This is a genomic window from Ornithinimicrobium faecis (assembly GCF_023923225.1).
GTDB lineage: Bacteria > Actinomycetota > Actinomycetes > Actinomycetales > Dermatophilaceae > Ornithinicoccus > Ornithinicoccus faecis.
This window is the reverse complement of sequence record NZ_CP099489.1, coordinates 1,926,109-1,950,690: the sequence shown is the minus strand read 5'-3', so window position 1 is coordinate 1,950,690 and position 24,582 is coordinate 1,926,109. Positions and strand designations below refer to the sequence as shown.

Genomic DNA, 24,582 nt, shown 5'->3' with positions numbered 1-24,582 from the left:
ACCACCGACAGAGCACCTGACCAGCACAAACATCGCAAGCCAGCGAAGTTGATGGGTGGCCGACAGGCCAGACCTGTTCAGCTTCCGCGAGCCTCTGCCAAGTGCGCCAGTTGCGAAGCCGCGTCGGGCAGGTAAGCAGCCACACGGCGACCGAACAAGCGTGCAAAGAGGGGCGAAGCGGGTCCCTGCAAACTGTGCCCGAGAGTCACGCGTGTACCGCCGGCCGCATCCGCCTCAAGCCGATACTGGAATCGGATATCCGTGGCCGGCGCGCGTCCCCCGAGCACCATGTACCGCCCTTGGTCCCACTCGAAGACCTCGACCGGGCTGCGGCGGCCATCGACAAGCGTCACAACACCACGTTGAGCAAGACTCAAGGGACCTTCCGCCTCGGCGGCGACGTAACGAGGATTCCACTTCGGCCAGTCGGGCACATTCATCAGCACGGCCCACACCGCAGCTGGATCGGCCGAACTCACCGACACCGCTTCGGTCTTGAACAACGGATGACTCCTCCTAGCACAGGGTTAGGGCCCCACGCTCTCTCGGGCTCGAAACGCCTAACCCATCAGACCCTTGTGCCGCGCGTCCCGACGTCGGCGCTCCTGGGCCGGATCACGCAAGGTGGCAGAGGCAGAGTGATCAGCATCTGGCCCGGTTCGCCGAGTTTCCTGACGACGCCACCACATGATGGCCAGGACCAGCCCGGCCATCGGCAGCAACAACACCATGAGGGCGATCGCCATTGGGTCCACGATGTCAAGGTAGCGCCCCGGGGCGGGCTGAGCCAGGGCACACATCAACGACCTGTGCCAGCACGTGGGCCGGTCGGGCTACTCCCCGGGTCGTGCCGCCTTGTCGTCGGCTGGCGCGTCCGCCGGCTCGGTGACGGGAGTGTGTCCGGTGGCCAGCATGAAGCCCATGATCACGATGGCCGCCAGATAGGCGGGCCAGCCGAGCGCGATCTTGGCCACCCCCAACCAGGCCACCTCTTCGGCGAAATAGAGCGGCAGCATGATCACCACGCGCACAGCGAACAGCACGACGAGGACCCAGGTGAGCCGGCTGCAGACCCTGACCAGCGCACGGTCCTTGCGCCAGGCAGTGGGGTGCTCGACATAGTCCGGGTCACCGGCCGCGACAATAAAGCCGACGGCCGGCCACTTGGCGAGGATGGAGATGAGCGTCCCCACGCCATAGGCAGCGGACGTCAGGATGCCGGGCAGGAAGGCGTCCTCGGCGTTGCCCGATCGCAACGCGAAGAAGGCGGCGATCGCCGTCGCGAAGATCGAGGTCAGCACGAACCGGACCGAGCCGCCGATATAGAGCCGGATGCCCAGCAGGATGATCGCGACGCCACCCGCGGCGAGCAGCGCCGGTCGGACCTCGTCACGGATCAGCCACAGGACGACGAAGGCGACCGTGGGCAGGGCGGTCTCCAGCGAGCCGTACCACCCACCGAGCACCTCAGAGATCCGCGTGCGGATCACCTGCTCGACCGTCTCGACGGCCTCGACCTCATGCTCAGGTTGAGGTGTCTGGCCCGCTCCAGGCTCGGTTGACTGCCCAGGCTCGGTTGACTGCCCTGACACTGCCGGCTGCCCTGGCTCGGCCGACTGCCCGGACTCGGGCGGCTGCTCAGACATGGCTGGGCAGCATCTGATAGCCGGGGTTGAAGATCGTGGGACGGCCATCCACCAGCGTCACCCGACCGGTGAGCGTCAGGTAGGCACCGGGGCGGATGCCGGCGATCTCGCGTCGGCCGAGCCAGACCACATCCAGGATCCCGGTCCCGTCGAACAGCTCGATGCGCAGCTCTGGGGCACGACCGGCCGGCAGGACCGCAATGCTGTGCACGGTGCCGGTGACCGAGGCCTGGCTCCGGACCTGCAGGTTCGCGATGCGCGTGCAGCCGGGGCGGGAGCACTCGGCCGCGAGTTCTTCGGCCGCCAGCTCGGACTCGTCCACGGCCAGCTCATCGAGGGCCCTGCGCAAACTCATCGGTCGGTCTGCCCCGTCCCGTCGCTCGAGGGGGCGTCTGAGCCACCAGCAGCGGCCTGGGCCTCGGCAGCCTTCTTCTCAGCAGCAGCCTCCTGGGCAGCCTTGCGCCGACGGGCAGCCTCCTCCACCACGGACTGGGGCGGCGTCAACGTGAGAACCTCACGCGGCGGCCTCGCCTCGGTGCCGCGGTCGACGACCACCCGGCGCAGGAAGGTGCGCACCACGGCCAACTGCTTGGCGTCGGAGGCGGCCGGACCATTGATCACAGCGCGCACGAACCAGCGAGGCCCGTCGACACCGATAAACCGGTTGGGCGCAAAGGCGACGCGACCGTTGGCGTCGCGCCCCGGCATACGGGCCAGCAGTTCCTTGCCCATGACCCCGTCGGGGTCGACCTGGGCGGAGCCGCCAGCGGCCTTGATCCCCTCGACCAGGCCCTCGCGGATCTCGTCCCACAGGCCCTCGCTGCGCGGGGCGGCGAAGGCCTGCACCTGCAGCTTGGAACCACCGATCGTGCAGGTCACGCCGGTGATGCGGTTGGTGCCCTTCTCCAGGTCCAGGCGCATCTCCATGCCCGGCACGGCCGGGACCTTGACGGCCCCGAGGTTGACCAGACCGGTCGCCTCGGGCCGCTCAGAGACGTCGTGGGGACCGTCGAAAGCCCGGTCCCAGTCACGGTCGACGCCCGGCTCCCCCTCCAGGACGACCTGTTCGGTCTCCTCCTCGACCGCGTCGACGGTCTCCTTCTTCTTCCGGCCGAAGATTGCCACGAGGCGTCAGTCCTTCTCAGTCTTGATGGTGGTGGTGCTCGTCTGGGTGGTGCCGGTGCCAAAGCCCCCGGAGGCACCGTGCCCACTGTCCCCCCGTGCGCTGCCGGGCAGCGTGGTCACCTCGGTGAAGGCCGCGACCGACACCGGCTGCACGATCAGCTGGGCGATCCGGTCGCCGCGCGCCACCGTGAAGGCGTCGGCGGCGTCGGTGTTGAGCAGGTTGATCATGATCTCGCCCCGATAACCCGCGTCGATGGTGCCCGGCGCGTTCACGATGGTGATGCCGTGGCGAGTCGCGAGGCCGGAGCGGGGGTGAGTGAAGGCCGCATAGCCGTCGGGCAGGGCGATCGCCACCCCCGTGGGCACCAGGGCGCGCTGGCCAGGCTCGAGTGTCACGGTCTCGCGCGAGAACAGGTCGACCCCGGCGTCACCCGGGTGTGCCCTGCCGGGAACCGGCAGGGCCTCGTCGAGCCGGTGCAGCAGCACCGGAATCGGTTGGGTGGTCACGTGAGTTGAGGGTACCCGCATTGCGCGGGCCCTCCGTCATCGTCGGTGCTCAGGCCGCACACTCGGTGCAGACCGGCATGCCACCGACCTCTTTGGCGAGCTGGCTGCGGTGGTGCACCAGGAAGCAGCGCGAGCAGGTGAACTCGTCGGCCTGGCGCGGAAGCACCCGGACCGACAGCTCCTCACCCGACAGGTCTGCTCCCGGGAGCTCGAATCCCTCGGCGTGTTCCGTCTCGTCGACGTCCACGTTCGAGGAGCTCTTGTCCGCCCGCCGAGCCTTCAGCTCCTCCAGAGAGTCCTCATTGATGTCGTCCTCAGACTTGCGAGGTGCGTCGTAGTCGGTTGCCATGACGTCCCTCTCCTCTCTCGAGCTGGTGTCACAGGGTCTGGCTGACCCTGTGGTGTGCGATTGGTCTGCGTATGAACGTCGGAAGACCCGATTTTGTGCCCGCCCCCGACAACTGCTTGATCGAAGGGCGAACACGTGCGCCGTGGCTCCGGTGCCGGTGGTGCGGATGCACCACAAACGCAGGCGTTCGCGGGGATTGTGCCGCATGGACATGGCGCCCGTCGAACCGGGGGTCCACCATGCCTCACAGCACCCGCGTCCGGCGAGTGATTTTCAAGCCGTATGCCGCCTGGCTGGCCTGGCAGATCAAGCCGGCCAGGCGGCATACGGCTGGGTGTCAGTCGGCGCCGCAGGCGGCTGGTTTGGCGACGCGCAGGTTGGGGCAGCAGCCGGGGGCGCACACGGAGGGCCACGGCTCGGCCACGGGCCAGGCCGGGCGCAGCGGCGACTCGTCGCGGGCCTGGGCGGCGCGCTCCACGACCAGGTCGACCAGGCCGGAGACGAACTGCGGGTCGACGCCGACGGTCGGCACCCTCAACACCTCGATCCCCACCTCGGCCGCGGTCTCCTGGGCCTCGGTGTCGAGATCGAAGATGACCTCCATGTGGTCCGACACGAAGCCGATCGGGGCGAGCACCACCTGGGTGATGCCCTCGGCGGCCAGCTCGCGCAGCCGGTCGTTGACGTCCGGCTCGAGCCAGGGCTGGGTGGGCGGACCGGAGCGGGAGCAGTAGGTCAGCTCACCGACCACGTCCTCCCCCAGGGTCGCGCGGGCCTCGTCAGTGATCGCCTGGGTCAGTGCCTGGTGCTGGACGCTGTAGACATTGCCCTCGCCGTCGCCCGGCCCGGACGTGTCGTCCATGCCGTCGGGGATGGAGTGAGTGACGAAGACCAGGTGCGGCACGACGCCCGTGCGGTCGCGGACCTGGCGCGCGGCCTCGGAGACCAGGCGGGCGTTGGTGGAGGCGAAGCCGGGGTGGTTCCAGTACTGCCGGATCTTGTCGACCCGCACCGGCGTGCCCTCCTCGGTCAGCTCACCGATCGACTCGGCAATGTCCTCGCGATACTGCCGGCAGGAGCTGTAGGAGCTGTAGGCGCTCGTGGTGATCGCCAGGAACGTGGTCATGCCCTCGCCGGCGGCACTGCGGAGCGTGTCGGTCAGGAAGGGCTCGGAGTTGCGGTTGCCCCAGAGCAGCGGTGTGCTGATCCCGCGGCGGGTGAACTCCTCGCCGAGCGCGGCCAGCAGCGCCCGGTTCTGGTCGTTGATGGGGCTCTTGCCCCCGAAGGCCAGATAGTGCTCGGCCACCTCTTCGAGTCGCTCGTCCGGGATGCCACGCCCGCGGGTGACCCGGCGCAGGAAGGGCATGACCTCGTCCGGGGCCTCGGGACCGCCAAAGCTGACGAGCACGACGGCGTCATAGGGCTCGGTCTCGCCGGTGCCGTCCTCGGCCGCATCCTCCTCGAGCTCGGCCAGCGTCTCGGCTGCGGCCTCGGACTCACCGGTCGGCCCCTGTTCCGCGGTCGGGGTGGGGTCGGTGCCTTCCTGACCGGGGTCGGCGGGCTCGGCGATCGGGTCACTCATCGTCTTTCTCCTGTTGTTCGCAGTGCGGTGGGGGCATTGAGGTCCAGGGCCACGGCGGCCAGACGGATCGCGAAGACGAGGGCGACCGCGCCCCAGATGAGCAGCGGGGTGAGGAAGCCGAAGCTGTCCGCCACGACAACCAGTGTTGCTCCGATCAGGGCAGGCACGGCATACAGCTCGCGGCGCAGCACCTCCGGGACCTGCCCGGCCAGCACGTCACGCAGGGCGCCACCGCCGGTGGCGGTGATCACGCCCAGGATGACGGCGGCCAGAGCGCTGGAGTCGAACTGCAGGGCCTTGAGCGAGCCGCTCACCGCAAACAGCGCGAGGCCGCCGGCATCCAGGACGCGCACGGAGCGGCCGATCAGTTTGGCCCTGACGTGGGCGCGCAGCGGGATCACGGAGCGCAGCCGGCGATACCAGAGGAAGATCGCCAAGCCAGCCACGGCCGCGGGTGCCAGCAGCCGCCAGTCGGTGAGTCCGTCTGGAGGGGTGTCGCCGAGGAGGACGTCGCGGATCATGCCTCCGCCGAGACCTGCCACCCAGGCGAGCACAACAACACCCACGAGGTCGAGTCCCTTGCGCACCGCCACCAAACCGCCGGAGAGCGCGAAGACAAAGACCCCGAGGATGTCGAGCAGCAGCTGCAGGTCATAGTCCTGGGTCACCATGGTTATGCCTAAGGTAGCCCTCCAGGCGGCGTGGCCTGCGCTCCGGTCGTGGTGAGAAGTGGCACAGTCGGACCAGGTCGATACGAGGAGAGTTTGATGGAGCAGTTGCGGTTCACTGCCGTCCACGAGGACGGGCAGCACCTCGTCTTGTCGACCGCCGACGGCACGGAGGTGCTGCTGCCGGTCGATGCGCGGCTCCGCTCGGCGCTGCGCTCACGCAGTGCCTCTGCCGACACGCCAGCGACGCCGTTGAGCCCGCGCAACGTCCAGGCGATGATCCGGGCCGGTCAGAGCCCCGATGAGGTCGCCGAGATCACCGGGTGGCCGGCCGAGCGGGTGGCGCGGTTCGAGGGGCCGATCCTGGCCGAGCGCGAGCACATCTCCGGCATGGCCCAGGCCGCCCACGTGCGCGGCCGGGCCCCCGAGGGTGGCGTGCCCTCCCTGGGCGCACGGGTGCTCGACCGGTTGGCTGAGCGTGGTGTGGACACCGACAACGTCGGGTGGGACGCGACTCGTCCCGAGGGTGGTGTCTGGACGGTCGTGGTCAGCTTCGTCGCCGGCCAGCGGCAGCGCGCCGCGGCCTGGCGTTTCGACCCGCAGGACCGCACCGTCGAGGCCCTGGATGATGAGGCCCGCTGGCTCAGCGAGGACGAGCAGGCCCTGCCGGGCGTCTCCGCTGCCCCCTCGCGCGGCGGCCGCGCGCCCGCCAAGCCCCTGCTCAGCAATCGCACCTCCGCCGGTGAGGTCGAGTTGATGACCTCGATGCGGGAGCGCTCGCGCTCTCGTGGGCGGCGCAAGAAGGCCTCGACGAGCAGCACCGACCCTGCAGGCCTGCCGCAGTTGGAGCACGCACCCGACGACGTGCTGCCCCTGGAGGACCTCGCCTACGACCCCGACACGATGGGGCTGCCTCCCGCGGCCCATGGTGAGTCACCGGCCCCCGACGTTGCCGCCGAGCCGGCCGCGGAGGAGGAGTCCGCCGAGGTGGCTGCGGAGGAGGAGCCGGCCGAGGTGGCACCTGTCGAGGCCAAGCGTGGTGCGGCCAAGGGCAAGGCGCGCAGGGGTGGCGCAGCAGCCGACCGTGACGGCGGCCAGACCGCCTATGACGTGCCCCTCCAGTTCGACAACGACGACGCTGCGCTTGAGGAAGAAGGGCTCGAGGACGACGGGCTGGATGATGATGGGCTCGACGAACTTGAGCCGGAGCGCAGTCCTCAGGACGCCACGCTCGACGACCTCTTTGGCCCCGAGGATGAGGACGACGCAGGCGACGAGGGGCTGGACGACGCGGCGGACAACGACGCCGACGGGGGCAGCGACGACGCCGACGTGAGCCAGATCGAGTCAGTCGAGGATGCCTCGGACGCCGACGAACCAGACGTCAATGACCCGGATGTCGATGAACCGGATGTCGACGAGTCGGGTGAGGACGATCTGGAGTTGGAGCTCGGCGAGGAGCCTCTCGCAGAGGACGCCGCTGAGCTGGGCGGAGACCTGGACGCCGACGAGGCAGAAACCTCGCTCGACACGTCCCCACCCGTCGACACGGACTCCCCCGACGAGTCAGACGTTGCGGCAGACGACGACGAGGCAGACGTTGCGGCAGACGACGTCGTCGTCGAGACCCACTCCGCAGAACCCACCGGGGCCGCGGACGACGAGCCGCGGCCCGGCAACGACCCCACTCCCACGGACGAGGCGACGCCCTCAACCGACGCCGAGGCCGTGACCGACGACAAGCCGGAGTCCACGGACGCGACCGAGCAGCCGACGGCCAAGCCCAAACGGCGCAAGGACGGCCGTCCGGGCGTGCCGAGCTGGGACGACATCATGTTCGGCGCCAAGGACCGACGCAGCTGACGACTGGCCCGCACAGAGGGCAACTCGGTCCGGTTCGCGGACGAAGGCTCCCACTGCGACTGCGAGCTACTCGAGTGCACCCGACGCGCACCATCCCGCGCCGAGAAACGTGAACAACCGCCGCACTCGTCGACTCACGTGAGCACGTCCACCCCCATGGTCGAGGGGACGTGACATTGGTGCGTCTCAGCACACCAATGGGTCGGGTGGTGCGCCTCAGCACACCAATGGGTCGGGTGGTGCGCCTCAGCACACCAATGGGTCGGGTGGTGCGCCTCAGCACACCAATGGGTCGGGTGGTGCGCCTCAGCACACCAATGTCACGTCCCCATGGCAGCCCCTCCCGAGCGCCCGGGGCCAGCCCCCACACAGGGGTCAGTCTGACCGGGGCTCGACTGTCGTCGGCAGGTCGGCTTTGCGTCCGCGGTGGGGCAACAGCACCACCAGCAACCAGGCCACCAGGACCACGGCGATCACGCCCATGCCGATCGTGGCATCCGCGGGCAGCACAACGGCCAGCCCGCCGCCGATCACCCACGCCAGCTGGATGAGGGTCTCGGACCGGCCGAAGACCGAGGTCCGGCTGTGTTCGGGCACCGACTCCTGGATCACGGCGTCGAGCGCGAGTTTGCCGAGCTGCTGACACATGCCGACCACGGCCGTCAGGATGAGGACCGTCACCATGCCGAAATTGATGGCGGTGGCGACGGCCGCGACCACGTCGATGATCAGCGCCAGCCGCACGAGGGCTCGGGGCGGCATCAGCCTGGTCAGCGACCCCAGCACCGTGCCGATCGCGGAGCCGATCCCGGCTGCTGCCGCCACCAGCCCGATGAGCAGCGTGAAACTGCCACCCCAGCCCTCCGGTGGCGACTCCCGCAGCAGGAACGCCAGGAAGATCGTCAGGAAGCCGGACAGCATCCGCAGCCCCACGTTGGCGCGCAGGGCGTTGACCACGGCCGGAGGCACCCAGCGGCTCGTGCGCCCGGCCACCTCGGACATCGAGACCTCGCTCTCGCCCTTGGTGGAGTCCACCGCGGGCGGCAGCAGGATCGCCAGCACCGTGCCGAGGGCAAAGATCACGAAAGCGAAGCGCAGCGACCACCCCGATCCGAAATAGGCGATGCCGACGGCCACCGGTCCCGCAATGGCCGCCCCCACCACGCCGGCCATCGACATGCGCCCGTTGGCCTTGACCAGCGTCATCCCCTCCGGCAGGAGGCGTGGGGTCGCCGCAGAGCGCGTCACGTTGTAGGCCTTGGATGCCACCAGGATCCCCAGCGCCGCCGGGAACTGCCACCACGCGGCATTCTCCAGGGAGCCAGCCAGGACCAGACACAGGACGGCGCGCACGGCCATCATCGATCCGATCGCCCACCGCCGACCGTGGCGGAAGCGGTCCAGGAACGGCCCGACGAACGGGGCGATGATGCTGAACGGCAGCAGGGTGAGCAGCAGGAACAGCAGCACCTGGCCGCGGGCCTCACCGGTCGGCACCGAGAAGAACAACGACCCGGCCAGCGAGATCGCCACGACCGCGTCACCGGCGTTGTGCAGGCCGTGCACCTCGATCAGTCGGGACAGGCCGGTCTCCCCCGCACCCCCCGCGTGGGTCGCTTTGCGCGTCACCCGGTATGCCGAGTTGCTGACCACGTTGGTGCCGTGCGCCACCGCCTTGGCCCCCTTGGTCAGGCCGTGCCCGACGGTGGCGCCGGCCTGGACCACCTTGGCGCCCTTGGACGGCTTGGGTCGGGCCGAGGTGCCGGCGATCGGGCCATAGCTGGCGCCATCCTCAAGGGGGTGGTTCGCACGCCACCGCTCCTGCTCCGCCCGGGACTCGGGGTCGTCCCAGCGGTCGGCTGCAGGCGGGTCCTGCCGGGGCGACTCGACCTCAAGGGTCCAGTCGTCCCGCTCCCCCGGGGTGTCACCAGACGCCCCGTCGTCTCTGCGCCTGATCATCGTTGCGGCACCGGACAGAGGTCGAGGTCAAAGGGCAGCACCTCGGGCGTCGGCGAGGCGGCCAGGGCTGCGTGGGAGGTCATCCGACGCATGTAGTGGCGGCGGCAGAGCACCTCATACTCCACGACGGGCGTGCCCACCTGTCCGTCGGAGCCGGCAGCCTCGTCCTCGTCCTCACCGTCACCCACGTCGCCGACGACGATCTGATCGCCCTCGACGACCATGACACCGTCCACGACGCGCGCGTTGTGCGTGGCGGTCTTGCCGCACCAGCACAACGCCTCGACCTGGAGCACCTCGGTGCGGTCGGCGAGCTCGATCAGGCGCCGGGAGCCGGGGAAGAGCTGAGCGCGGAAGTCGGCCGTGATGCCGAAGGCGAAGATGTCGAGCCCCATCTCGTCCACCAGGCGCGCCAGCTGCTCGACCTGGTCGGGGGTGTAGAACTGGGCCTCGTCACAGATCAGGTAGTCCACCCGCCGGCCGTTCGTGGCCTGCTCGGTGACCAGGTCCCAGAAGTCCAGGTCGTCGGTCACCTCGATGCCCTCCCGGGCCAGTCCGAGGCGCGAGGAGAGCATCGCCTGCCCGGCCCGGTCGTGTTTGGAGAAGATCAGACCGGCTCGACCGCGCGCTGCGTGGTTGTGATCCATCTGCAGCGCGAGGGTCGACTTGCCACAGTCCATCGTTCCGGTGAAGAAGACAAGCTCGGCCACGGCGTGCAGTCTACGTAACCGCGGGCAGGTGCAGGAGCGGAATCGCCATCTCGTCGCGTGTCAGTGAGCCGTGGTGCCCCTGCAGGGCCAGGAACTCCGGTCGCTGGGCACGTGAGTCGAGCACGGTGGCGGTGCCGCGCATGGCCACGACAAGGTCACCGATGCGCGGGGACACCCGGTCCTCGACCGCCCCGAACCACCCCTGGTCGATCGCCTCCTCACGGCTGGCCACGAGGGCGGTGTCACCGAGCAGCTCGGTCCAGGCCGCCAGCACGTCGGCCGCGGCACCGGGCTCGCAGTGGGGCTGCGGCACCCGGGGGTCACCGCCCAGGTGCCGTATGCCGCGGGCCAGGTCGTCCTCCCAGGCCAGGTCACGGCGTGCGGACTCGGGTGCGTCGACCATGCCGTGGTCCGCGGTGATCGTCAGCGACGTCCCTGCGGGCAGTCGCGCGGCCAGGTCGGCCAGCGCCGCGTCGGTGCGCTCCACCTCCTCGCCCCACTGCCAGGAGCCGGGGCCGAAGGTGTGCCCGATCTTGTCGACGTCGCCCCAATAGAGATAGACGAACGAGCGTGGGGTCGCCGCGAGGGCGGTGACTGCAGCATCCACCCGCGCGTCGAGGGTCCGGGCTGCGGCGAAGGCGCCCCCGCGCTGCGCGGCGCGGGTCATCCCGGAGCCGTCGAAGTAGCCGGGCCCGATCCGGGTCACCGCCACGCCGGCGGCCTCAAGCACCTGGAAGATCGTGCGGTGCGGCTGCCAGGTCTCCGGGTCTGGGCCGTCGTCCCAGGACAGGTGGTTCAGCAGCCGGTCGTGCTCGGGCATCAGCGCCTGCCACCCCACGACCCCGTGCGCCCCCGGCGGCAGTCCGGTGCCCAGACTGCTCAGGCTCGTCGCGGTCGTGGCGGGGAACCCGCACGTCAGGGCCGGTGCAGGACTGTCAAGAGAGCGCAGGAAGGGAGCGTGCCCACTGCGCCGGCGCAGCTGCTCGGCGCCCAGCCCGTCGATGAGGACCACGACAGCCCGCTGTGCCGGGGGCAACTCAAAGAGGGGATCGATGCCCAACCCGGCCCCCAGCGTGGCCGACACACCCAGGCTCTGCGCGACCGCAGGCAGGACGGTTGCCAGGGACCCGGCATACGACAGATCGATGAACTCGGAGGGCAGGGTGACCACAGGACCCGCGCTCTGCTCAGCGACCGAGGCGGGCCGACAACTGCTGGGCAAAGCCGAGGGCGTTGCTCAGCGCATCCGCACCGTCGGCCTCGGTCGTGATGCGCAGGGAGATGTCGTCGCTGGCCACGGTGCCCTCATAGCCGTGGTCGCCCTCACAGGAGGGGTCGGCGCAGACCGCGGGCACCAGGTCCACGCGGGAGACGGTGCCCCAACCCAGGGTGAGTGTCAGGGCGCGCCCGTTGGGGCTGCCGTCATAGGAGGCCGGGTCCGGCAGGACGTGGGTCATCATCACCCCGCGCACCGCGCTGAGCGGGACCGTCTCTGTCGTGGCGGTCGCGAAGTGCCCGTGCGGCTCCCCCGACTCGTGGTCATCGGCGTGCCCGATGACCAGCCGGTGCGGAGTCAGGACCAGGACGGTCACGTGCCGGCGGACGGCATTCTCATCCAGCGTCGTCTCCTGGTGGACCAGGTGCCCGACGATGTCATCTCCGGCAACAGCCGTGGCGACGACGTCAGAAACAAGGGCTGGCAGGTAACCTGCATGCTCGATGTCCTCACGCAGCGACTGTGGGAGGGTCATGATGTCTGGCTGGGGCATGGGGTCATCCTCCCACCTCAGCCGCGAAGTGCTGGAACCGTCGTCCCCGTGACCACGATCGGGCCCGAACCTGGAGGGGGTTCACCATGCGCCGTCTGCACCTGCGCCGTGTCGGAGTTGCTGCCCTGCTCGTCCTTGCCCTGGCCGGGTGTGGCGACGAGACCGGTGACAACCCAGCACCGTCCGACGCTGCCACGACGAGCAGCTCGGACGTGGCTCCCACCACCGCCGATGCCACCACGACCGACGCGCCGAGCGGTGGCGACGGCGAGCCGAGCAGCGGTGACGCCGAGCCGACGACAGAGGCCGTGGTGACCGATGCGGCCACGCAGACGACCGTCCCGACGACCGACGACCCGAGCGTCACGGACGAGACCGCCGCCCCGATCCAGACCGAGGCACCCCCGCCCGACACCCCGCCGCACGGTGAGTGCTCGGGCGACTCGCTCAGCAACGACATCCTGGGGTTCACCGGAGGCGTGAGCGTCGACTTCTGCGAGGACGGGTGGGCCTTCGCCACCTATCCGGGGGCACCCGACACACCGGAGTTTGTCGCCGAGGTCTCTGACGGCCGCTGGTTCCACGCCGTGACCCTCGGAGACCCGGTCTGCCCGAGCGACCTGATCGCGCGCGGGGCACCCGACTCCATCGCCGAGGTCCTGCCGCCCTGCGACGCCGCCCCTCCGCCGACGACCGACCCTCCGGCGCCGACCGACCCGGGCGCACCGTGCACGATCTCGACGGCGCTGTATGGCTCCACCAGCGCCGAGCTGGTCGGCGTCTCGTGTGGCGAGGCCACGGCTGAGTGGCAGGTCGCCGAGGCCAATGGCGAGGCGTCCTGGACGATCCCGGTCACGACCCCGAGCGGGTGGGAGTGCTACATCACGCCCTATGACGAGACCTCAGCAGCCGCCGGCTCCTGCTACGGCCCGGACGGCTCCGCCTTCTTCACCCTCTACCCGTAAATTGATACAGGTTTCGTACGCCCCACCCGCCTTTTGATACAGGTCTCGTACGTCTTGCCCGGCTTTTGATAGAGGTCTCGCACGCCCTGCCAGATCAGCGGGTCAGCGAGCGCCGACCGGCATCGGCCCGACCGCTGTCGCGCGCCACCGAGACGCTCGCGCCCAGCACGGCGATGCCACTGGCGTGGGCGACGACCGGGTTGAGTCGGAGCAGCGTCACCTCCGGCAGGTCGTCGGCGAGCACCGAGACCCTGGCCAGCAGATCGTGCAGGGCCAACTGGTCGACGGGGTCGGTCCCGCGATAACCAGCCAGCAGCGGCGCGGCCCGGACTCCGGACACCATGTCGGCCACGTCCGTGTCGGTCAGGGGCGGGAACCGGTGAGTCACGTCGCCGAGCAGGTCTGCGGGCACCCCGGCGATCCCGAAGCCGACGACGGGGCCGAACAGCGGGTCCTCAGCGGAGGTGATCTCCACGACGACGCCGGTGGGGGCCATGGACTGCACCGCGATGCCCTGCACGCCACGAGGTTCAAGCACCCGCGCAAGGCCCGCATAGGCCTGCTGCACAGCGTCCGGGGTGTGCAGGTCGGTGCGGATCCAGTGGTGGAAGGTCCCGTGTCGCAGCGCGGGGTCGGTGGCCTTGACCACGGCCGGCAGCCCCAGGTCTTGAGCGACCTGAGCTGCCTGCGAGGCATCGGTCACCGGGATGCTTGGCCAGACCGGGATGCCATAGGCCTCCAGGAGCGCGGCGGCCTCCTCGTCGGTCATCGCCCGGCCCTCGGCGGACTCCGCCAGCACGCTCTCGATCACGTCGTGGGCGCGGCGCCGGTTGACTCCGCCGGGGCGGACCCGCTCACCACGGTCACGGTGGCGCCAGGCGGCATAGTCGGTCGCTGACGCCAGGGCACGCACCGCGTCCTCGGGCATCGGATAGGTCGGCAGCGACCCGTCCGGCGCCACCCCGCGCATGCCGAGGAAGGTTGCGACACAGGGCTTGTCGCTCTCTGCCACGGCCGTCTCGACCGCGGAGACCACGTCGGTGTCGGGCGTGACGATGGGCGGGATGAAGCAGGCGATCAGGCTGTCGACAGCCGGGTCCTCGAGCGCCTCCTCCAGCGCCTGGGTGAACTCGGCGACGCTCGCCGTGCTCGGCAGAGCCACCGGGCCGTGCCCGATGGTCAACTTCCACTCCACCGCGGCGTCCGCGGCGAGTGTGCCGAGGGCATCGGAGTTGGTCACGATCGCCACCGACCGGCCCTGCGGCAGGGGTTGGTGGACCACCAGTTGCGCCACGTCGAACAGTTGGTGGGTGTTCTCGACGCGGATCACACCGCTCTGTCGCAGCATCTCGGCAAACGCCTCGGGGCGCTCCCGGGTGGCCCGCACCGTGTGGCCCGGCACCGTGTGGTGCCCGGCGCCGCTCTTGACGACGATGACCGGCTTGACCGCCGAGAGCTGGCGCGAGATGCGGGTGAACTTGCGGGGGTTGCCCATCGACTCCAGATAGAGCCCGACGGCAGCGGTGGCCTCGTCGTCGATCCAGTACTGCATCAGGTCGTTGCCCGAGATGTCGACGCGGTTGCCGGCAGAGGCGAAGGTCGAGATGCCCAGGCCGCGCCGCTCCGCAGAGGCCAGCACCGAGATCGCCAGGGCACCGGACTGGGCAAACAAGCCCAGGGCCCCCATCGTCGGCATGGTCGGGGACAGCGAGGCGTTGAGGCTGAACCCGAGGCCGGTGTTGATCAGCCCGAACGAGTTGGGCCCCAGGACCCGCAGGCCGTGCACCCGGGCGGTCGCGAGCAGCTGTCGCTGCAGACGCGCGCCCTCCTCCCCTGACTCCGCGAACCCGCTGCTGACCACGACCACCGACGTCACACCCGCAAACGCGCACTCGCGCACCACATCTGGCACCTCGGTCGCGGGGACGGCGATCACGGCCAGGTCGATCGACGCACCGATCTCGGAGACGCGCGACCACGCACGGCGCCCGGCAACCTCCTGCGCGGAGTTGTTCACGACATAGAGGTCACCGGAGAAACCACTCTCGTGGATGTGCCTGACCAGGGCCCCACCCACGGAACCAGGACGGCGGCTCGCCCCGATCACGACCACGGACGAGGGATGCAGGACCCTCCGCATACTGACTGCTTCTGAGCGGTGCTCGCGCGAGAGGGCCACCGCCCGGGAGGCCTCGGTGGGCTCGATCGCGAAGCTGACCGCGATCACCCCGTCGTCGAACTCGTGGCTGACCTCATAGCCCGCGTCCTGGAAGACGTTGATCATCTTGCGGTTCTGCGGGAGCACGTCGGCGGTGAACAGCCGCACCCCGGTCTCCCGGCCGATCGCCGCCAGGTGCTCGAGCAGCACCGATCCGATCCCTCGGCCCTGGTGCTTGTCGGCGACGTTGAACGCGATCTCCGCGGAGGTCCAGTCGGTCTCCTCGAAGCGGTCATAGCGCCCGATGCCGGCGATCTCGTCGGCGATGATCAGCACCAGGGCGACGCGCTTGTCATAGTCGACATTGGTGAAGCGGTGGACGTCGCGCTGGGAGAGCCGCCGGATCGGGGCAAAGAACCGCAGATAGATCGACTCGTCGGACTGCCGGGCGTGGAACTCGTGGACCAGCTCGGCGTCGTCGGGCCGGATCGGCCGCACGTGCGCCACCGATCCGTCGGTGAGCACGACGTCGGCCTCCCACTCGCGGGGATAGCCGGGGGGCACGTCGGTCATGGGTCCAGCATGCCTGATGACCGTATGCCGTGGCACGGCAGATCACGGCGCGTCACCTGTGTGAGTCGACAGTCTCCCAGGTCACTCCCCCGTCCCCGGAGCGCCAGTAGGCCAGGTCCGCGGAGGCCTGCTCCTGCGTCGGGTGGGCGATGACCTCGCCGAACATCGTGACCTCCAGCCGCTCGGGCCGGGCGTCCGCGCCGGGCAGGAAGGCCTCGGCGCTCCACGTCTGAGCGCCATCGGTCGTGACGGCGTAGTTGCCCTCCCCGATGAGGAGCAGCTGGTCGGCCCCTGTCGAGGCCAGGAGCGGCGGCTGCTCGCCGAGCACGAAGGAGGGGACGGTCAGGTTCGCCGGGCTCCAGGTGCGAGCGCCGTTGTCAGTCTCCTGCAGGGCCAGGCCCCTCTGGTCGTCGCACAGCGCCCACAGGTGGTCGGGGTCGTCTGCTGAGGCAGTGATCGCCACGGGTCCGCCCGCGCACTCGCTCAGCTCGGCAGTGGGCTCCAGCCGTCCGGCCTGCAGCCGCAGCACCGAGGTCACCCGGTCGCCCTCGCCGTGCGCCACGACATATCTGCCGTCTCCGGTCCCGATGATGGTGGCCCGGTCAACCGGCCCCAGCGCTGCGACGACGTCATCGGTCCACCCGATGTCCGTGGGGTCGGTCAGGAGCACCGATCCACTCGACAGCTCACACGGCGCCTCGGTGCACTCGTCATAGGTCCCGGTCACGGCGAGCAACTCGTCACCCTGCACGGCCAGGTCCGCCACATAGTCCGCGCCGGTGTCGACGGCGCTCCAGGTCCGGCCGCCGTCGGTCGTGGCCCGCAGGTCGGCCTTGTCCCCCCACACCCAGCCGCGCTCGTGGTCGGTGAAGAGCACGCGGTGGACCATGCCCAACTGCTCCAGGTCGGCGTGCGGGGCCCAGGTGATCCCGCCGTCCGCGGACGTGGCGAGCACGGAGCACCAGCCGTTGCTGTCACAGGGGTGCATGACCACGGCATAGCGCACACCCGTGTCGGTCGTGGACTCAGGGTCGGCGGTTGTGACGTCGGTGAAGCGTCCGTCTCCTGGGAGCTCTCCCTCGGGCACGTCCGTCGTGACGACCAGCGGGTCGGCGACGGACTCGTCCGTCGGTGTCCCGGTGGCTGGGCCCGTGGGTGTCTCGGACGAGCCTGTGGGGTCACCGCTGGTGGTGGCCGGACCGGCGACGTCGGGCGCATCGGCATCGGGCAGCAGGCTGGGGCCAACAACGATCGCGAGCGCCGCGGCAGCTGCCACCAGGGCGCCGGTCCATGCCCCTCGACGGCCCGAGCGGGCCCGCTGCCGGGTCTCGCGGATGCGGTGCCAGGTCAGATCATCGGCGGGTTCGTCACGGACCTGTGCGCGGTGCGCGGCAAAGAACTCCTCCACGGGGTCCTCACCGCGCCCGCCCCGCCCCTGCTGCTGCCCGTTCATCGCGCCTCCTCCAGCGTGCTCGCGAGCCGCGCCCGCGCGTCATACAGATCTCGTTTGATGGCCCCCTCGGACCGGCCGACCTCACGAGCCACCTGCGCCACCGACAGGTCCGCGAAATAGAACAGCAGCACCGGCAGGCGCAGCCGCTGCGGCAGCGCCTCGACGGCCTCGCGCACACTGAGCAGCTCCGCCTGGTCGGGGCCGGGCTCGGACTCGACAGGGCGGACCCGGCCGCCCTGATAGCGCTCGTAGGCAGTGGCCTCCCTCCCCCTTTTGCGCCAGTGGTCGCGCACCAGGTTGGCGACCGTTGCGAACAACCAGGGGCGCGGGTCGTCGACGTCGTGCCAGTGCGACAGCAACCGGGTGAACGCCTCGGTGGCCAGGTCGTGCCCCAGGTCGCGGTCGCTGACCAGGTGGGCAGCCCAGCCAGCCAGTTGGCCGTAGTGGGCCACGAAGACCGCGCGCACGGCGTCCTCGACCGGGTCCGCGCTCCGTTGCACGTGGCCTCCTGTCGTTGAGGCGGGCGTCACGACTGCTGTCATGGCGAGTATGACGCCGCACCCGTCCCCCCGGTTGGCCCTCCCGCAAAAAGATAAAGGTTTCGCACGCCCACCCCGTCTTTTCGTAGAGGTCTCGTACACCCATCCCGTCGTCCGGCCTGCTCGTGAGTGACCTGAGCGCCCCCGGGAGGTCGGTGGATGCACTCACGAGTTGAGTCCAGCGCCCGACACGCTCGGCCTCAGGTGATTGCATGGGGCCATGGAGTTCTCCGACGTGGTCCGGTCCCGGCGCATGATCCGCAACTACGACCCGGAGCGCCCGGTGCCCGACGAGGTGCTCGCCCGGGTGCTGGGCAACGCCGTCCGCGCACCGAGCGCCGGCTTTTCCCAGGGCTGGGACTTCGTGGTGCTGCGCACCGAGGCCGAGCGCGGAGCCTTTTGGGAGGCGACCACCGACCCGGCGAGGGAGGCGGACAACTGGCTGCGCGGCATACAGCACGCGCCGTGCCTGATCGTCTGCTGCTCGAGCCCGGCCGCCTATCTGGACCGCTATGCCGAGCCGGACAAGGGCTGGACCGATCGGGACGCCGCGCGGTGGCCGGTCCCCTACTGGGATGTCGACACGGGCATGGCGGCGCTGCTCATGCTGCTCACGGCGGTCGATGAGGAGCTGGGCGGGCTGTTCTTCGGGGTCCCGGTCGAGCAGCTGGACGCGGCGCGCGAGGCCCTGTCCATCCCGTCCGACCGCAACCTGGTTGGCGTGGTCTCGCTGGGCTATCGCGCACCGGACAAGAAGAGTCCCAGCCTGAAGCGCGGCCGCCGCAAGGTGTCTCAGGTGGCCCACGCTGGCACCTTCGGCGAGCCCCTCGAGCTCGGCTGAGGCAGGACCGTTCGCCGAGGAAACACCCCCGACGAGACACCGAACTGTCACCACCGACTGTTACAAGTGACCTATGAACGCCGTCGCCACGCGCCCCCGACTGCACCACACCGAGCATGGCCCGGCGGACGGAGTGCCGGTGCTGGCCGTCCATGGCTGGACCCCGGACCACCGCCTGATGACCGGCTGCCTCGAGCCGGTCTTTGCTGCGCGCGAGCGGCCTTACCGACGGCTCTACCCCGACCTGCCCGGCATGGGCCGTTCCGCTGCCGACGGGGTGGCCAGCTCCGACGACGTCCTGGCCTGCCTCGAGGACTATGTGGACCGTCACCTCGGTGACACGCCCTTCGTGCTCTTCGGCGAGTCCTATGGCGGCTACCTCTCCCGGGCTCTGACCGCCCGACGGCCCGAGCAGGTGCTCGGTCTGGGGCTCATCTGCCCGGTCGGTCGGCCCGTGGAGAACGCCGACCGCACCGTGCCACAGCACCAGGTGCTCGTCCGCGAGATCGAGGTGGACCCCGACTCGGAGTTCGCGCAGATCACCGTCGCCCAGACTCAGGAGACGTTCGAGCGGACCCAGCGTGAGATCGTCGTCGGGCTGGACCTGGCAGATCAGGAGGCGCTGGCCCGGATCCGCCAGCGCTGGGTCCTGAGCGAGGACCCCGAGGCCGGGACCACGTTTGAGCGGCCTGCCCTGATGGTGACCGGACGCCAGGACTCATCGACTGGCTATGTCGACACGTGGGCGCTGCTGGAGCACTACCCGCGGGCCACCTTCGCCGTGCTCGACACGGCAGGACACAACGCCCAGATCGAGCGACCGGAGCTGTTCGAGGCGCTGGTCCACGACTTCCTGGACCGCGTCGAGCAGCACGGCTGACAGCGTGGGGCGAGTTGGTGCTCGTCGGTGATGCGCCGCGACCAGTGACCCGCGATGAGGAGCACGTCAGTCGGTCTTGATCAGCTCGTGTGCCTTTCCGGTCCCAGACTCCAGTCGCTCCATGGCGTCCAGGAGCCGCCGGGCGTTGGCAGGCGAGGGCATGAGGTAGTCGGTCTCGCGCAACGACTCGTCGTCCGCGAGGGTCACGATGACGACGGGTTCGTGTCCGGCTCGCGTGATGACGACCTCCTCGCGGTCCTTGGTGACGCCGTCGAGGACCTCGGCATGACGTGCTTTCAACTCGTCGTCGCTCATCGTCCTCATTCTCAGCCTCCTCCGCAGGTCACTGAACGCACAGCCACCAGGGTAGAAGTCAGGCTTGCGTCCATCTCGGCCTCAGTCCCGCATGTCCGACAGCGTGGTGAACGTGTAGCCCTGCGCGCGCAGGCTGCTGACGATCACCGGCAGGGCGTCCGGCGTCGCATAGCCACCGAGGTGCGAGAGCACGATCGTGCCTGCAGGCGGCGCCGGAAGGGTTGTGCGACTGATGATCTGGGCTGCCGTGGTGTCCGGGTCCCAGTCGATCGTGTCGCGGGACCACATGACGGTCTTGGTGTAGCCCACGTCGGCCAACCAGCCCCGCACGGTCGAGTTGTGCGACCCGAACGGTGGCCGCCAATAGGGGTTGGCCTGCATCCCGGCGAGTGACTCCAGCACCGGCTCGGCATCGGTCAGCTCGTGCTGCACGAAGCTGCGGGTCATCGCCACCTGGCACGGCGCCGCGCTCGGCGACCCGCCGCCGCCGTTGACCAGATCGCAGTGGTGCACGGTGTGGTTGCCGATCTCGAACAGCTCGGGGTGCGCGGCGATCCGGGCCATGATCGGCCGACCCTCCGGGGAGTTGGCCATGATGCTGGTCGGGAAAAAGGTCGTGCAGACCTGGTGCTCGATCAGGAAGTCGAGGATCTCGTCGGCCCCCGTGAGCCGGCCGCCCATGTCGAGGGTGTAGGCGATCTGCTTGGTGGCCCCGGGCACGCTCGTGATCACCTCCTGGTCGCCGGCGGACGGCCTGGTCCCAGACCAGCAGACTCCCAGCCGTCGCTGCACCTCGCGGGGGATCTCGTTGGTCTGGGCGCTGCGGCCACCCAGGACGTATGCCGTGTCTGGGCTGAGCCTGCTCAGCTCAGTTCTCGTCCCGTCGGGCAGGGTGGCCCCGGTGGTGAGCAGGATGGGGCCACGCATGTGCCGCACTGCGGCACTGGCGGACAGCGCGTCGGGCCAGCCCTTGCCAGTCGCGAGCAGGACGCCAGGGCGGTCCGTGCCGAAGACCCGTTGCGAGACGGCCAGCGCTGTGGCGTAACGGTTTTGGCCAGACACTCTCTCGACGATCGCGAGGTCCTCCAGCTGCGCCGCGACGGCACCGGAGATCGCCGAGGTGCCACCGAGCAGCATGATCCGGTCGGGGTTGAGCCGCTCCAGCTCGACCCGGGTGGCCGAGCTGAGGTGGTTGCGCTGGGTGAGCAGCATCGGCGCGTCCTGGATCCCCGCTGCTGCCCCTCCCGCCAGGGCATCGGGGAAGGCGGTGCCCGTGGCGAGATAGGCGATGTCGGCACCGCCAGGAAAGGCGTGGGCCGACACGGCGGCAGCCGTGTCATAGCGCGAGGTGCCAGCGAGGCGGGTGGCGGTGCCGTCGGTTAGTCCGTCCAGCTGTGAGCGCACCGGCGAGGAGATGACGTCCAGCCCGCCGACCACCACGATCTGCTGGGGCCTGAGCCGCAGCAGCTCGGTGCGGGTGACCGCGGGGACCGAGTCCCTCGTGACGAACAGCACGGGCCCGCCGAGTTCGTCCGCAGCCGGGCCGGCCGACAGGCCATCGGGGAAGTTGGCTCCGGTGGCGACGACCGCCACGGGGACCCCGGGTGCGAAGAACTCGCCACTGATGGCTGCTGCCGTCGCATAGCGGTCGCTCCCGGCCAGTCGCTCGACCGAGAAGCCCAGGTCGCCGGCGCTCGGTGACGTCTCCCCCGGTGAGTGATCGGCCGCCGGGTCGGCCGTCGGTGAGCCTGCAGCTGACCCCTGGGCGAGGCTGCAGGCCAGCACGAGCACCATCGCGACCACGCCGGTCGCCAGTGAACGGAAGGTCTTCATGTCACTGTGACGCCGCAGCTGCCCTCCTGGTTGGCAGGGCGAACAGCACCAGTCCAACGACCAGCCAGCAGACCAGCACCAGCAACGCCGGCCAGGCGGCACCGTCAAACCAGGACACTGAGCGCAACGCGGTGCCGGTGGCCCCCGGTGGCAGGAGCTGCCCGAAGGTGCCCCACCCGACCGGCACCATCTCCGGCCCGGTCGCGGCACCCGAGAACGGGCTGCCCAGCAGCACCATGACCAGGGCCGTCAGGCCCACCCCAGGCAGGCCAAGGCGGCTCACCAGACCGAGTGCCACCGCACCGACCGAGGCGACGCCGAGCGCCAGGACACCGGCATTCACCCAGAACGACCCCTCGAGGGCTCCCAGCCACAGTTGGCTGACACTGGTGAGCACCAGGGCCGCGGCGACCGCCAGCAGACCAAGAGTGCTCAGCTGCCGACCGCGGCCACGCACCGCGAGGCCACTGGCGGCACCCGAGACGATCCCGGCAATGACCAACGGCAGGACAGCCGAGGCCAGACCGGCGCCGCGCGGGTCGCCGGCCGGCAGCGGAGCGAGATCGGTCACCGGCAACGGTCCGCCCACCTGCGCCGGCACAGAGCTCGCCAGCTGCCCCAGGAGCTGCGCGATGGCCGGGCTGGCCGCCGAGGCGGTGAGCATTTCGCCGCCGTCGGGGCCCAGCACGATGGCGCCATAGACCTCACGATCCGCGATGGCCGCCTCGGCGGCTGCCCGGTCAGCCACCGGCTGCAGGTCAAGCGCGTCCTCCCCCAGCCCCTGCGCCACCTGGCCACCGATCTGCTCAACGACCGGCTCCGGCGCCACGACGGCAACCGGCACCTGGTGCGGACCGCTGTTGAGCGCAGGCCAGGAGAAGGCGGTCGCGACGACGAACAGCAGGGCCGCAACCCCCAGCACCATCCCCGCGATCCGCGACCACGGTGTCCCCACCCGCATTTTCGTAGCGGTTTCGCTCGTCTCCCCCGCATTTTCATAGCGGTCTCGCACGGTCTGCACTGTCATGGTCACTCCTTAAACGAACGTTCCTTCTGTTTAAACCACTGTCCTCCCACCCTCGCCAGTTGTCAAGAACGTTTATTCGGTTTTACAGTCAGGCATGCCCAAGGTCACCGATGAGCACCGCGAGCAGCGCCGCGAGCAGATCCTCATGGCTGCGATGATCTGCGTTGCCGAGGAGGGGTTTCACAAGACGACGATGGCCCACGTCATCGCCGGGTCCGGGCTCTCGGCCGGAGCGGTCTATGGCTATTTCAGCAGCAAGGACGAGCTGATCCTCGCCATCGCCGACCGCTCCCTGAGCTATCTGGACCAGGCCATCGACGAGGTCCAGGCACGCGATCCCGTCCCCTCCCCCGTCGAGGTCACTCGCCTGCTCACCTCGATGATCGTCGAGCGCGCGGAGGCAGCACCAGTCGACCTGACGCGGGTGGTTGTCTCGGCCTGGGCCGAGGCGGTGCGCAACGAGGATGTTCGGCACGCCGTGGCCAGCCGCATCGACCTGCTGCGCAGCAAGCTTGCCGACGTGATCATCGCGCAGCAGAGCGCTGGTCACATCGATGCCGGCGCCGATCCAGAGATGGTGGCCAAGTCACTGTTCGGCGTCATGCCTGGTTTCGTCCTGCAGCGTCTGATCACCCGCGACGTCACGCCCGCTGATTACGCCGCGGGCTATGCCTCCCTGCGGCGGCCATCCGGCGACTGACCGCAGAAGTCGCGTCGCGCGGCACCGTCTGCCCCCGCCGGCCTCATTGGCGGCCAGGGGTTCCCGGGACCACGTGCGCCCCGTCCGCGTGCGAAACCTCTATCAAAAGACGGGAAAGGCGTGCGAGACCTCTATCAAAATGCGGGGGGGACTCGTGCGTCACACCTGGGTGAGGAAGGTGTCGATCTCGGCTCGGGTGGGTGCTGTGGCCGGGCCGCGGCGGGTCACCTTGATCGCCCCGGCAGCGTTGGCGCGCGTGCAGGCCGTATGCGGATCGGTCCCGGCAGCGAGCTCGGCCACCAGCACGCCGGTGTGGGCATCGCCAGCGCCGTTGGTGTCGACCGGCTCCTGCGGATAGCCCGGCAGATAGGCGACCTCGCCCCCGCCGGTGAACAGATAGCAGCCCTCCGGCCCGTCCCGCACGATCACCACGGCGTCGTCGGGCAGCAGCTCGGCGATCGCCGGCAGCGTGGCGGTCAGCTCCTCCAACCCGGTCAGCTCGTGCGCCTCCTCGGCGTTGCTGGTCCAGACATCGGTCAGCGCCAGCATCCGGTCCCGCACGGACTGCTCCAAGCCGGCGAAGGCGGCACCCGGATCCAGCACCACCTGCACGCCCTGCTCAAGCGACTCCAGCCAGGCCAGCAACGGCTCACGGGTGGGCTCCAGCAGGCTGTAGCCCGTCACACAGACCAGGTCCCCCGCCACGGGTGCCGAGCTGCCCAGGCTCTCCGGCGTGATCTGGCGCTCGGCCCCCAGGGTCGTGACAAAGGTGCGCTCAGCAGTCGGCTCGACCAGCACCACACAGACGGCCGTGTCGAGGTCGCCAACGGGCTCGGCGGACAGCGCGACCCCCTCGGCGGCGAGCGCCTCGCGGATCAGGTCGCCGTTCGGACCGGTTCCGTGCGCCCCCGCATGGACCGCCTCAGCCCCCGACCGCGCGGCCGCAGCCAGCACGCTGACTGACCCCCCGGCATACCGGGTGAAAGACTGTGCCATCACGTTGCCGCCGCGTCGGGGTATGGCGCCGACCTCGACCACGAGGTCGACGAGGGCCTGGCCGGTGTGGATCACCCTGGTCACGAGGGTGACCTTAAGCCACACGCGCTGTGACCGCCTAGAC

At 69.9% G+C, this 24,582-nt stretch carries 25 protein-coding genes; 5 read left to right on the top strand and 20 right to left on the bottom strand.

What is annotated here, in order from left to right; genetic code table 11:
* Nucleotides 1-77 precede the first annotated feature (77 nt).
* The 9 genes from NF556_RS09000 to NF556_RS08960 all read right to left on the bottom strand — a co-directional run bounded on the left by NF556_RS09000 (nt 78) and on the right by NF556_RS08960 (nt 5,880).
* On the bottom strand, nt 78-503 hold the full coding sequence (locus NF556_RS09000) for an SRPBCC family protein (protein ID WP_252595301.1): 426 nt from the start codon (nt 501-503) through the stop codon (nt 78-80).
* A gap of 57 nt (nt 504-560) precedes the next feature.
* Nucleotides 561-746, bottom strand: coding sequence for a hypothetical protein (locus NF556_RS08995; RefSeq protein ID WP_252595300.1), 186 nt, complete (start codon nt 744-746; stop codon nt 561-563).
* Nucleotides 747-833: 87 nt separating this feature from the next.
* Nucleotides 834-1,646 (bottom strand): DUF3159 domain-containing protein, encoded by an 813-nt coding sequence (locus NF556_RS08990; protein WP_252595299.1) that lies wholly within the window; start codon nt 1,644-1,646, stop codon nt 834-836.
* Nucleotides 1,639-2,001, bottom strand: a complete 363-nt coding sequence (locus NF556_RS08985) for an OB-fold nucleic acid binding domain-containing protein (RefSeq protein WP_252595298.1) — start codon at nt 1,999-2,001, stop codon at nt 1,639-1,641. The genes NF556_RS08990 and NF556_RS08985 overlap by 8 nt, the downstream gene beginning before the upstream one ends.
* A complete protein-coding gene (locus NF556_RS08980) occupies nt 1,998-2,771 on the bottom strand; it encodes a DUF3710 domain-containing protein (protein WP_252595297.1) in 774 nt (257 codons plus the stop codon). The genes NF556_RS08985 and NF556_RS08980 overlap by 4 nt, the downstream gene beginning before the upstream one ends.
* Before the next feature lie 6 nt (nt 2,772-2,777).
* Nucleotides 2,778-3,278: a dUTP diphosphatase gene (dut, locus tag NF556_RS08975; protein WP_252595296.1), complete on the bottom strand. Its 501-nt coding sequence runs from the start codon at nt 3,276-3,278 to the stop codon at nt 2,778-2,780.
* A 49-nt stretch (nt 3,279-3,327) separates the two neighbouring features.
* Nucleotides 3,328-3,627, bottom strand: coding sequence for a DUF4193 domain-containing protein (locus NF556_RS08970; protein WP_252595295.1), 300 nt, complete (start codon nt 3,625-3,627; stop codon nt 3,328-3,330).
* A 337-nt stretch (nt 3,628-3,964) separates the two neighbouring features.
* Nucleotides 3,965-5,209 carry a ferrochelatase gene (locus NF556_RS08965; protein ID WP_252595294.1) on the bottom strand — a complete coding sequence of 415 codons (1,245 nt, stop codon included), beginning with the start codon at nt 5,207-5,209 and terminating at the stop codon, nt 3,965-3,967.
* The gene (locus NF556_RS08960) at nt 5,206-5,880 is read right to left on the bottom strand and encodes a trimeric intracellular cation channel family protein (protein ID WP_252595293.1); all 675 of its coding nucleotides are present in this window, start codon (nt 5,878-5,880) and stop codon (nt 5,206-5,208) included. Before NF556_RS08960 ends, NF556_RS08965 begins: the two co-directional genes overlap by 4 nt.
* A 96-nt stretch (nt 5,881-5,976) precedes the next feature.
* Here NF556_RS08960 and sepH point away from each other — a divergent pair, with 96 nt between their 5' ends.
* Nucleotides 5,977-7,740: a septation protein SepH gene (gene sepH, locus NF556_RS08955; protein WP_252595292.1), complete on the top strand. Its 1,764-nt coding sequence runs from the start codon at nt 5,977-5,979 to the stop codon at nt 7,738-7,740.
* A 375-nt stretch (nt 7,741-8,115) separates the two neighbouring features.
* Here the strand turns inward: sepH and NF556_RS08950 are convergent, their stop codons facing one another.
* The 4 genes from NF556_RS08950 to NF556_RS08935 are packed head-to-tail and all read right to left on the bottom strand — an operon-like array spanning nt 8,116 to nt 12,178.
* Entirely contained in the window at nt 8,116-9,699 is a 1,584-nt protein-coding gene (locus NF556_RS08950) for an MFS transporter (RefSeq protein WP_252595291.1), read from the bottom strand.
* Complete coding sequence (locus NF556_RS08945) at nt 9,696-10,409, bottom strand: thymidine kinase (RefSeq protein WP_252595290.1); 714 nt, start codon at nt 10,407-10,409, stop codon at nt 9,696-9,698. The genes NF556_RS08950 and NF556_RS08945 overlap by 4 nt, the downstream gene beginning before the upstream one ends.
* Before the next feature lie 10 nt (nt 10,410-10,419).
* Nucleotides 10,420-11,580 carry an alkaline phosphatase family protein gene (locus NF556_RS08940; RefSeq protein ID WP_252595289.1) on the bottom strand — a complete coding sequence of 387 codons (1,161 nt, stop codon included), beginning with the start codon at nt 11,578-11,580 and terminating at the stop codon, nt 10,420-10,422.
* Between the two features lie 16 nt (nt 11,581-11,596).
* Complete coding sequence (locus NF556_RS08935; RefSeq protein WP_252595288.1) at nt 11,597-12,178, bottom strand: DUF5998 family protein; 582 nt, start codon at nt 12,176-12,178, stop codon at nt 11,597-11,599.
* Between the two features lie 86 nt (nt 12,179-12,264).
* On the opposite strand from NF556_RS08935, the gene NF556_RS08930 reads away from it, so the two are divergent.
* Entirely contained in the window at nt 12,265-13,143 is an 879-nt protein-coding gene (locus tag NF556_RS08930) for a hypothetical protein (RefSeq protein WP_252595287.1), read from the top strand.
* Nucleotides 13,144-13,237: 94 nt separating this feature from the next.
* Here the strand turns inward: NF556_RS08930 and NF556_RS08925 are convergent, their stop codons facing one another.
* The 3 genes from NF556_RS08925 to NF556_RS08915 are packed head-to-tail and all read right to left on the bottom strand — an operon-like array spanning nt 13,238 to nt 17,827.
* Nucleotides 13,238-15,874 (bottom strand): bifunctional acetate--CoA ligase family protein/GNAT family N-acetyltransferase, encoded by a 2,637-nt coding sequence (locus NF556_RS08925; protein WP_252595286.1) that lies wholly within the window; start codon nt 15,872-15,874, stop codon nt 13,238-13,240.
* Between the two features lie 52 nt (nt 15,875-15,926).
* The gene (locus tag NF556_RS08920) at nt 15,927-17,327 is read right to left on the bottom strand and encodes a beta propeller repeat protein (RefSeq protein ID WP_252595285.1); all 1,401 of its coding nucleotides are present in this window, start codon (nt 17,325-17,327) and stop codon (nt 15,927-15,929) included.
* Nucleotides 17,324-17,827: an RNA polymerase sigma factor gene (locus NF556_RS08915; protein WP_252595284.1), complete on the bottom strand. Its 504-nt coding sequence runs from the start codon at nt 17,825-17,827 to the stop codon at nt 17,324-17,326. Before NF556_RS08915 ends, NF556_RS08920 begins: the two co-directional genes overlap by 4 nt.
* Nucleotides 17,828-18,086: 259 nt before the next feature.
* On the opposite strand from NF556_RS08915, the gene NF556_RS08910 reads away from it, so the two are divergent.
* Nucleotides 18,087-18,707: a nitroreductase family protein gene (locus NF556_RS08910; protein ID WP_252595283.1), complete on the top strand. Its 621-nt coding sequence runs from the start codon at nt 18,087-18,089 to the stop codon at nt 18,705-18,707.
* Between the two features lie 73 nt (nt 18,708-18,780).
* On the top strand, nt 18,781-19,587 hold the full coding sequence (locus NF556_RS08905) for an alpha/beta fold hydrolase (RefSeq protein WP_252595282.1): 807 nt from the start codon (nt 18,781-18,783) through the stop codon (nt 19,585-19,587).
* A 66-nt stretch (nt 19,588-19,653) separates the two neighbouring features.
* Here NF556_RS08905 and NF556_RS08900 read toward each other — a convergent pair whose 3' ends face one another.
* The 3 genes from NF556_RS08900 to NF556_RS08890 form a co-directional block, all read right to left on the bottom strand.
* The gene (locus tag NF556_RS08900; RefSeq protein WP_425607068.1) at nt 19,654-19,902 is read right to left on the bottom strand and encodes a type II toxin-antitoxin system Phd/YefM family antitoxin; all 249 of its coding nucleotides are present in this window, start codon (nt 19,900-19,902) and stop codon (nt 19,654-19,656) included.
* 81 nt (nt 19,903-19,983) lie between these two features.
* Nucleotides 19,984-21,735, bottom strand: a complete 1,752-nt coding sequence (locus NF556_RS08895; protein WP_252595280.1) for a cell wall-binding repeat-containing protein — start codon at nt 21,733-21,735, stop codon at nt 19,984-19,986.
* Nucleotide 21,736: 1 nt separating this feature from the next.
* A complete protein-coding gene (locus NF556_RS08890; protein ID WP_252595279.1) occupies nt 21,737-22,762 on the bottom strand; it encodes a hypothetical protein in 1,026 nt (341 codons plus the stop codon).
* 94 nt (nt 22,763-22,856) lie between these two features.
* On the opposite strand from NF556_RS08890, the gene NF556_RS08885 reads away from it, so the two are divergent.
* The gene (locus NF556_RS08885) at nt 22,857-23,462 is read left to right on the top strand and encodes a TetR/AcrR family transcriptional regulator (RefSeq protein ID WP_252595278.1); all 606 of its coding nucleotides are present in this window, start codon (nt 22,857-22,859) and stop codon (nt 23,460-23,462) included.
* Nucleotides 23,463-23,621: 159 nt separating this feature from the next.
* Here NF556_RS08885 and NF556_RS08880 read toward each other — a convergent pair whose 3' ends face one another.
* Entirely contained in the window at nt 23,622-24,542 is a 921-nt protein-coding gene (locus NF556_RS08880) for a PfkB family carbohydrate kinase (RefSeq protein ID WP_252595277.1), read from the bottom strand.
* Nucleotides 24,543-24,582 lie beyond the last annotated feature (40 nt).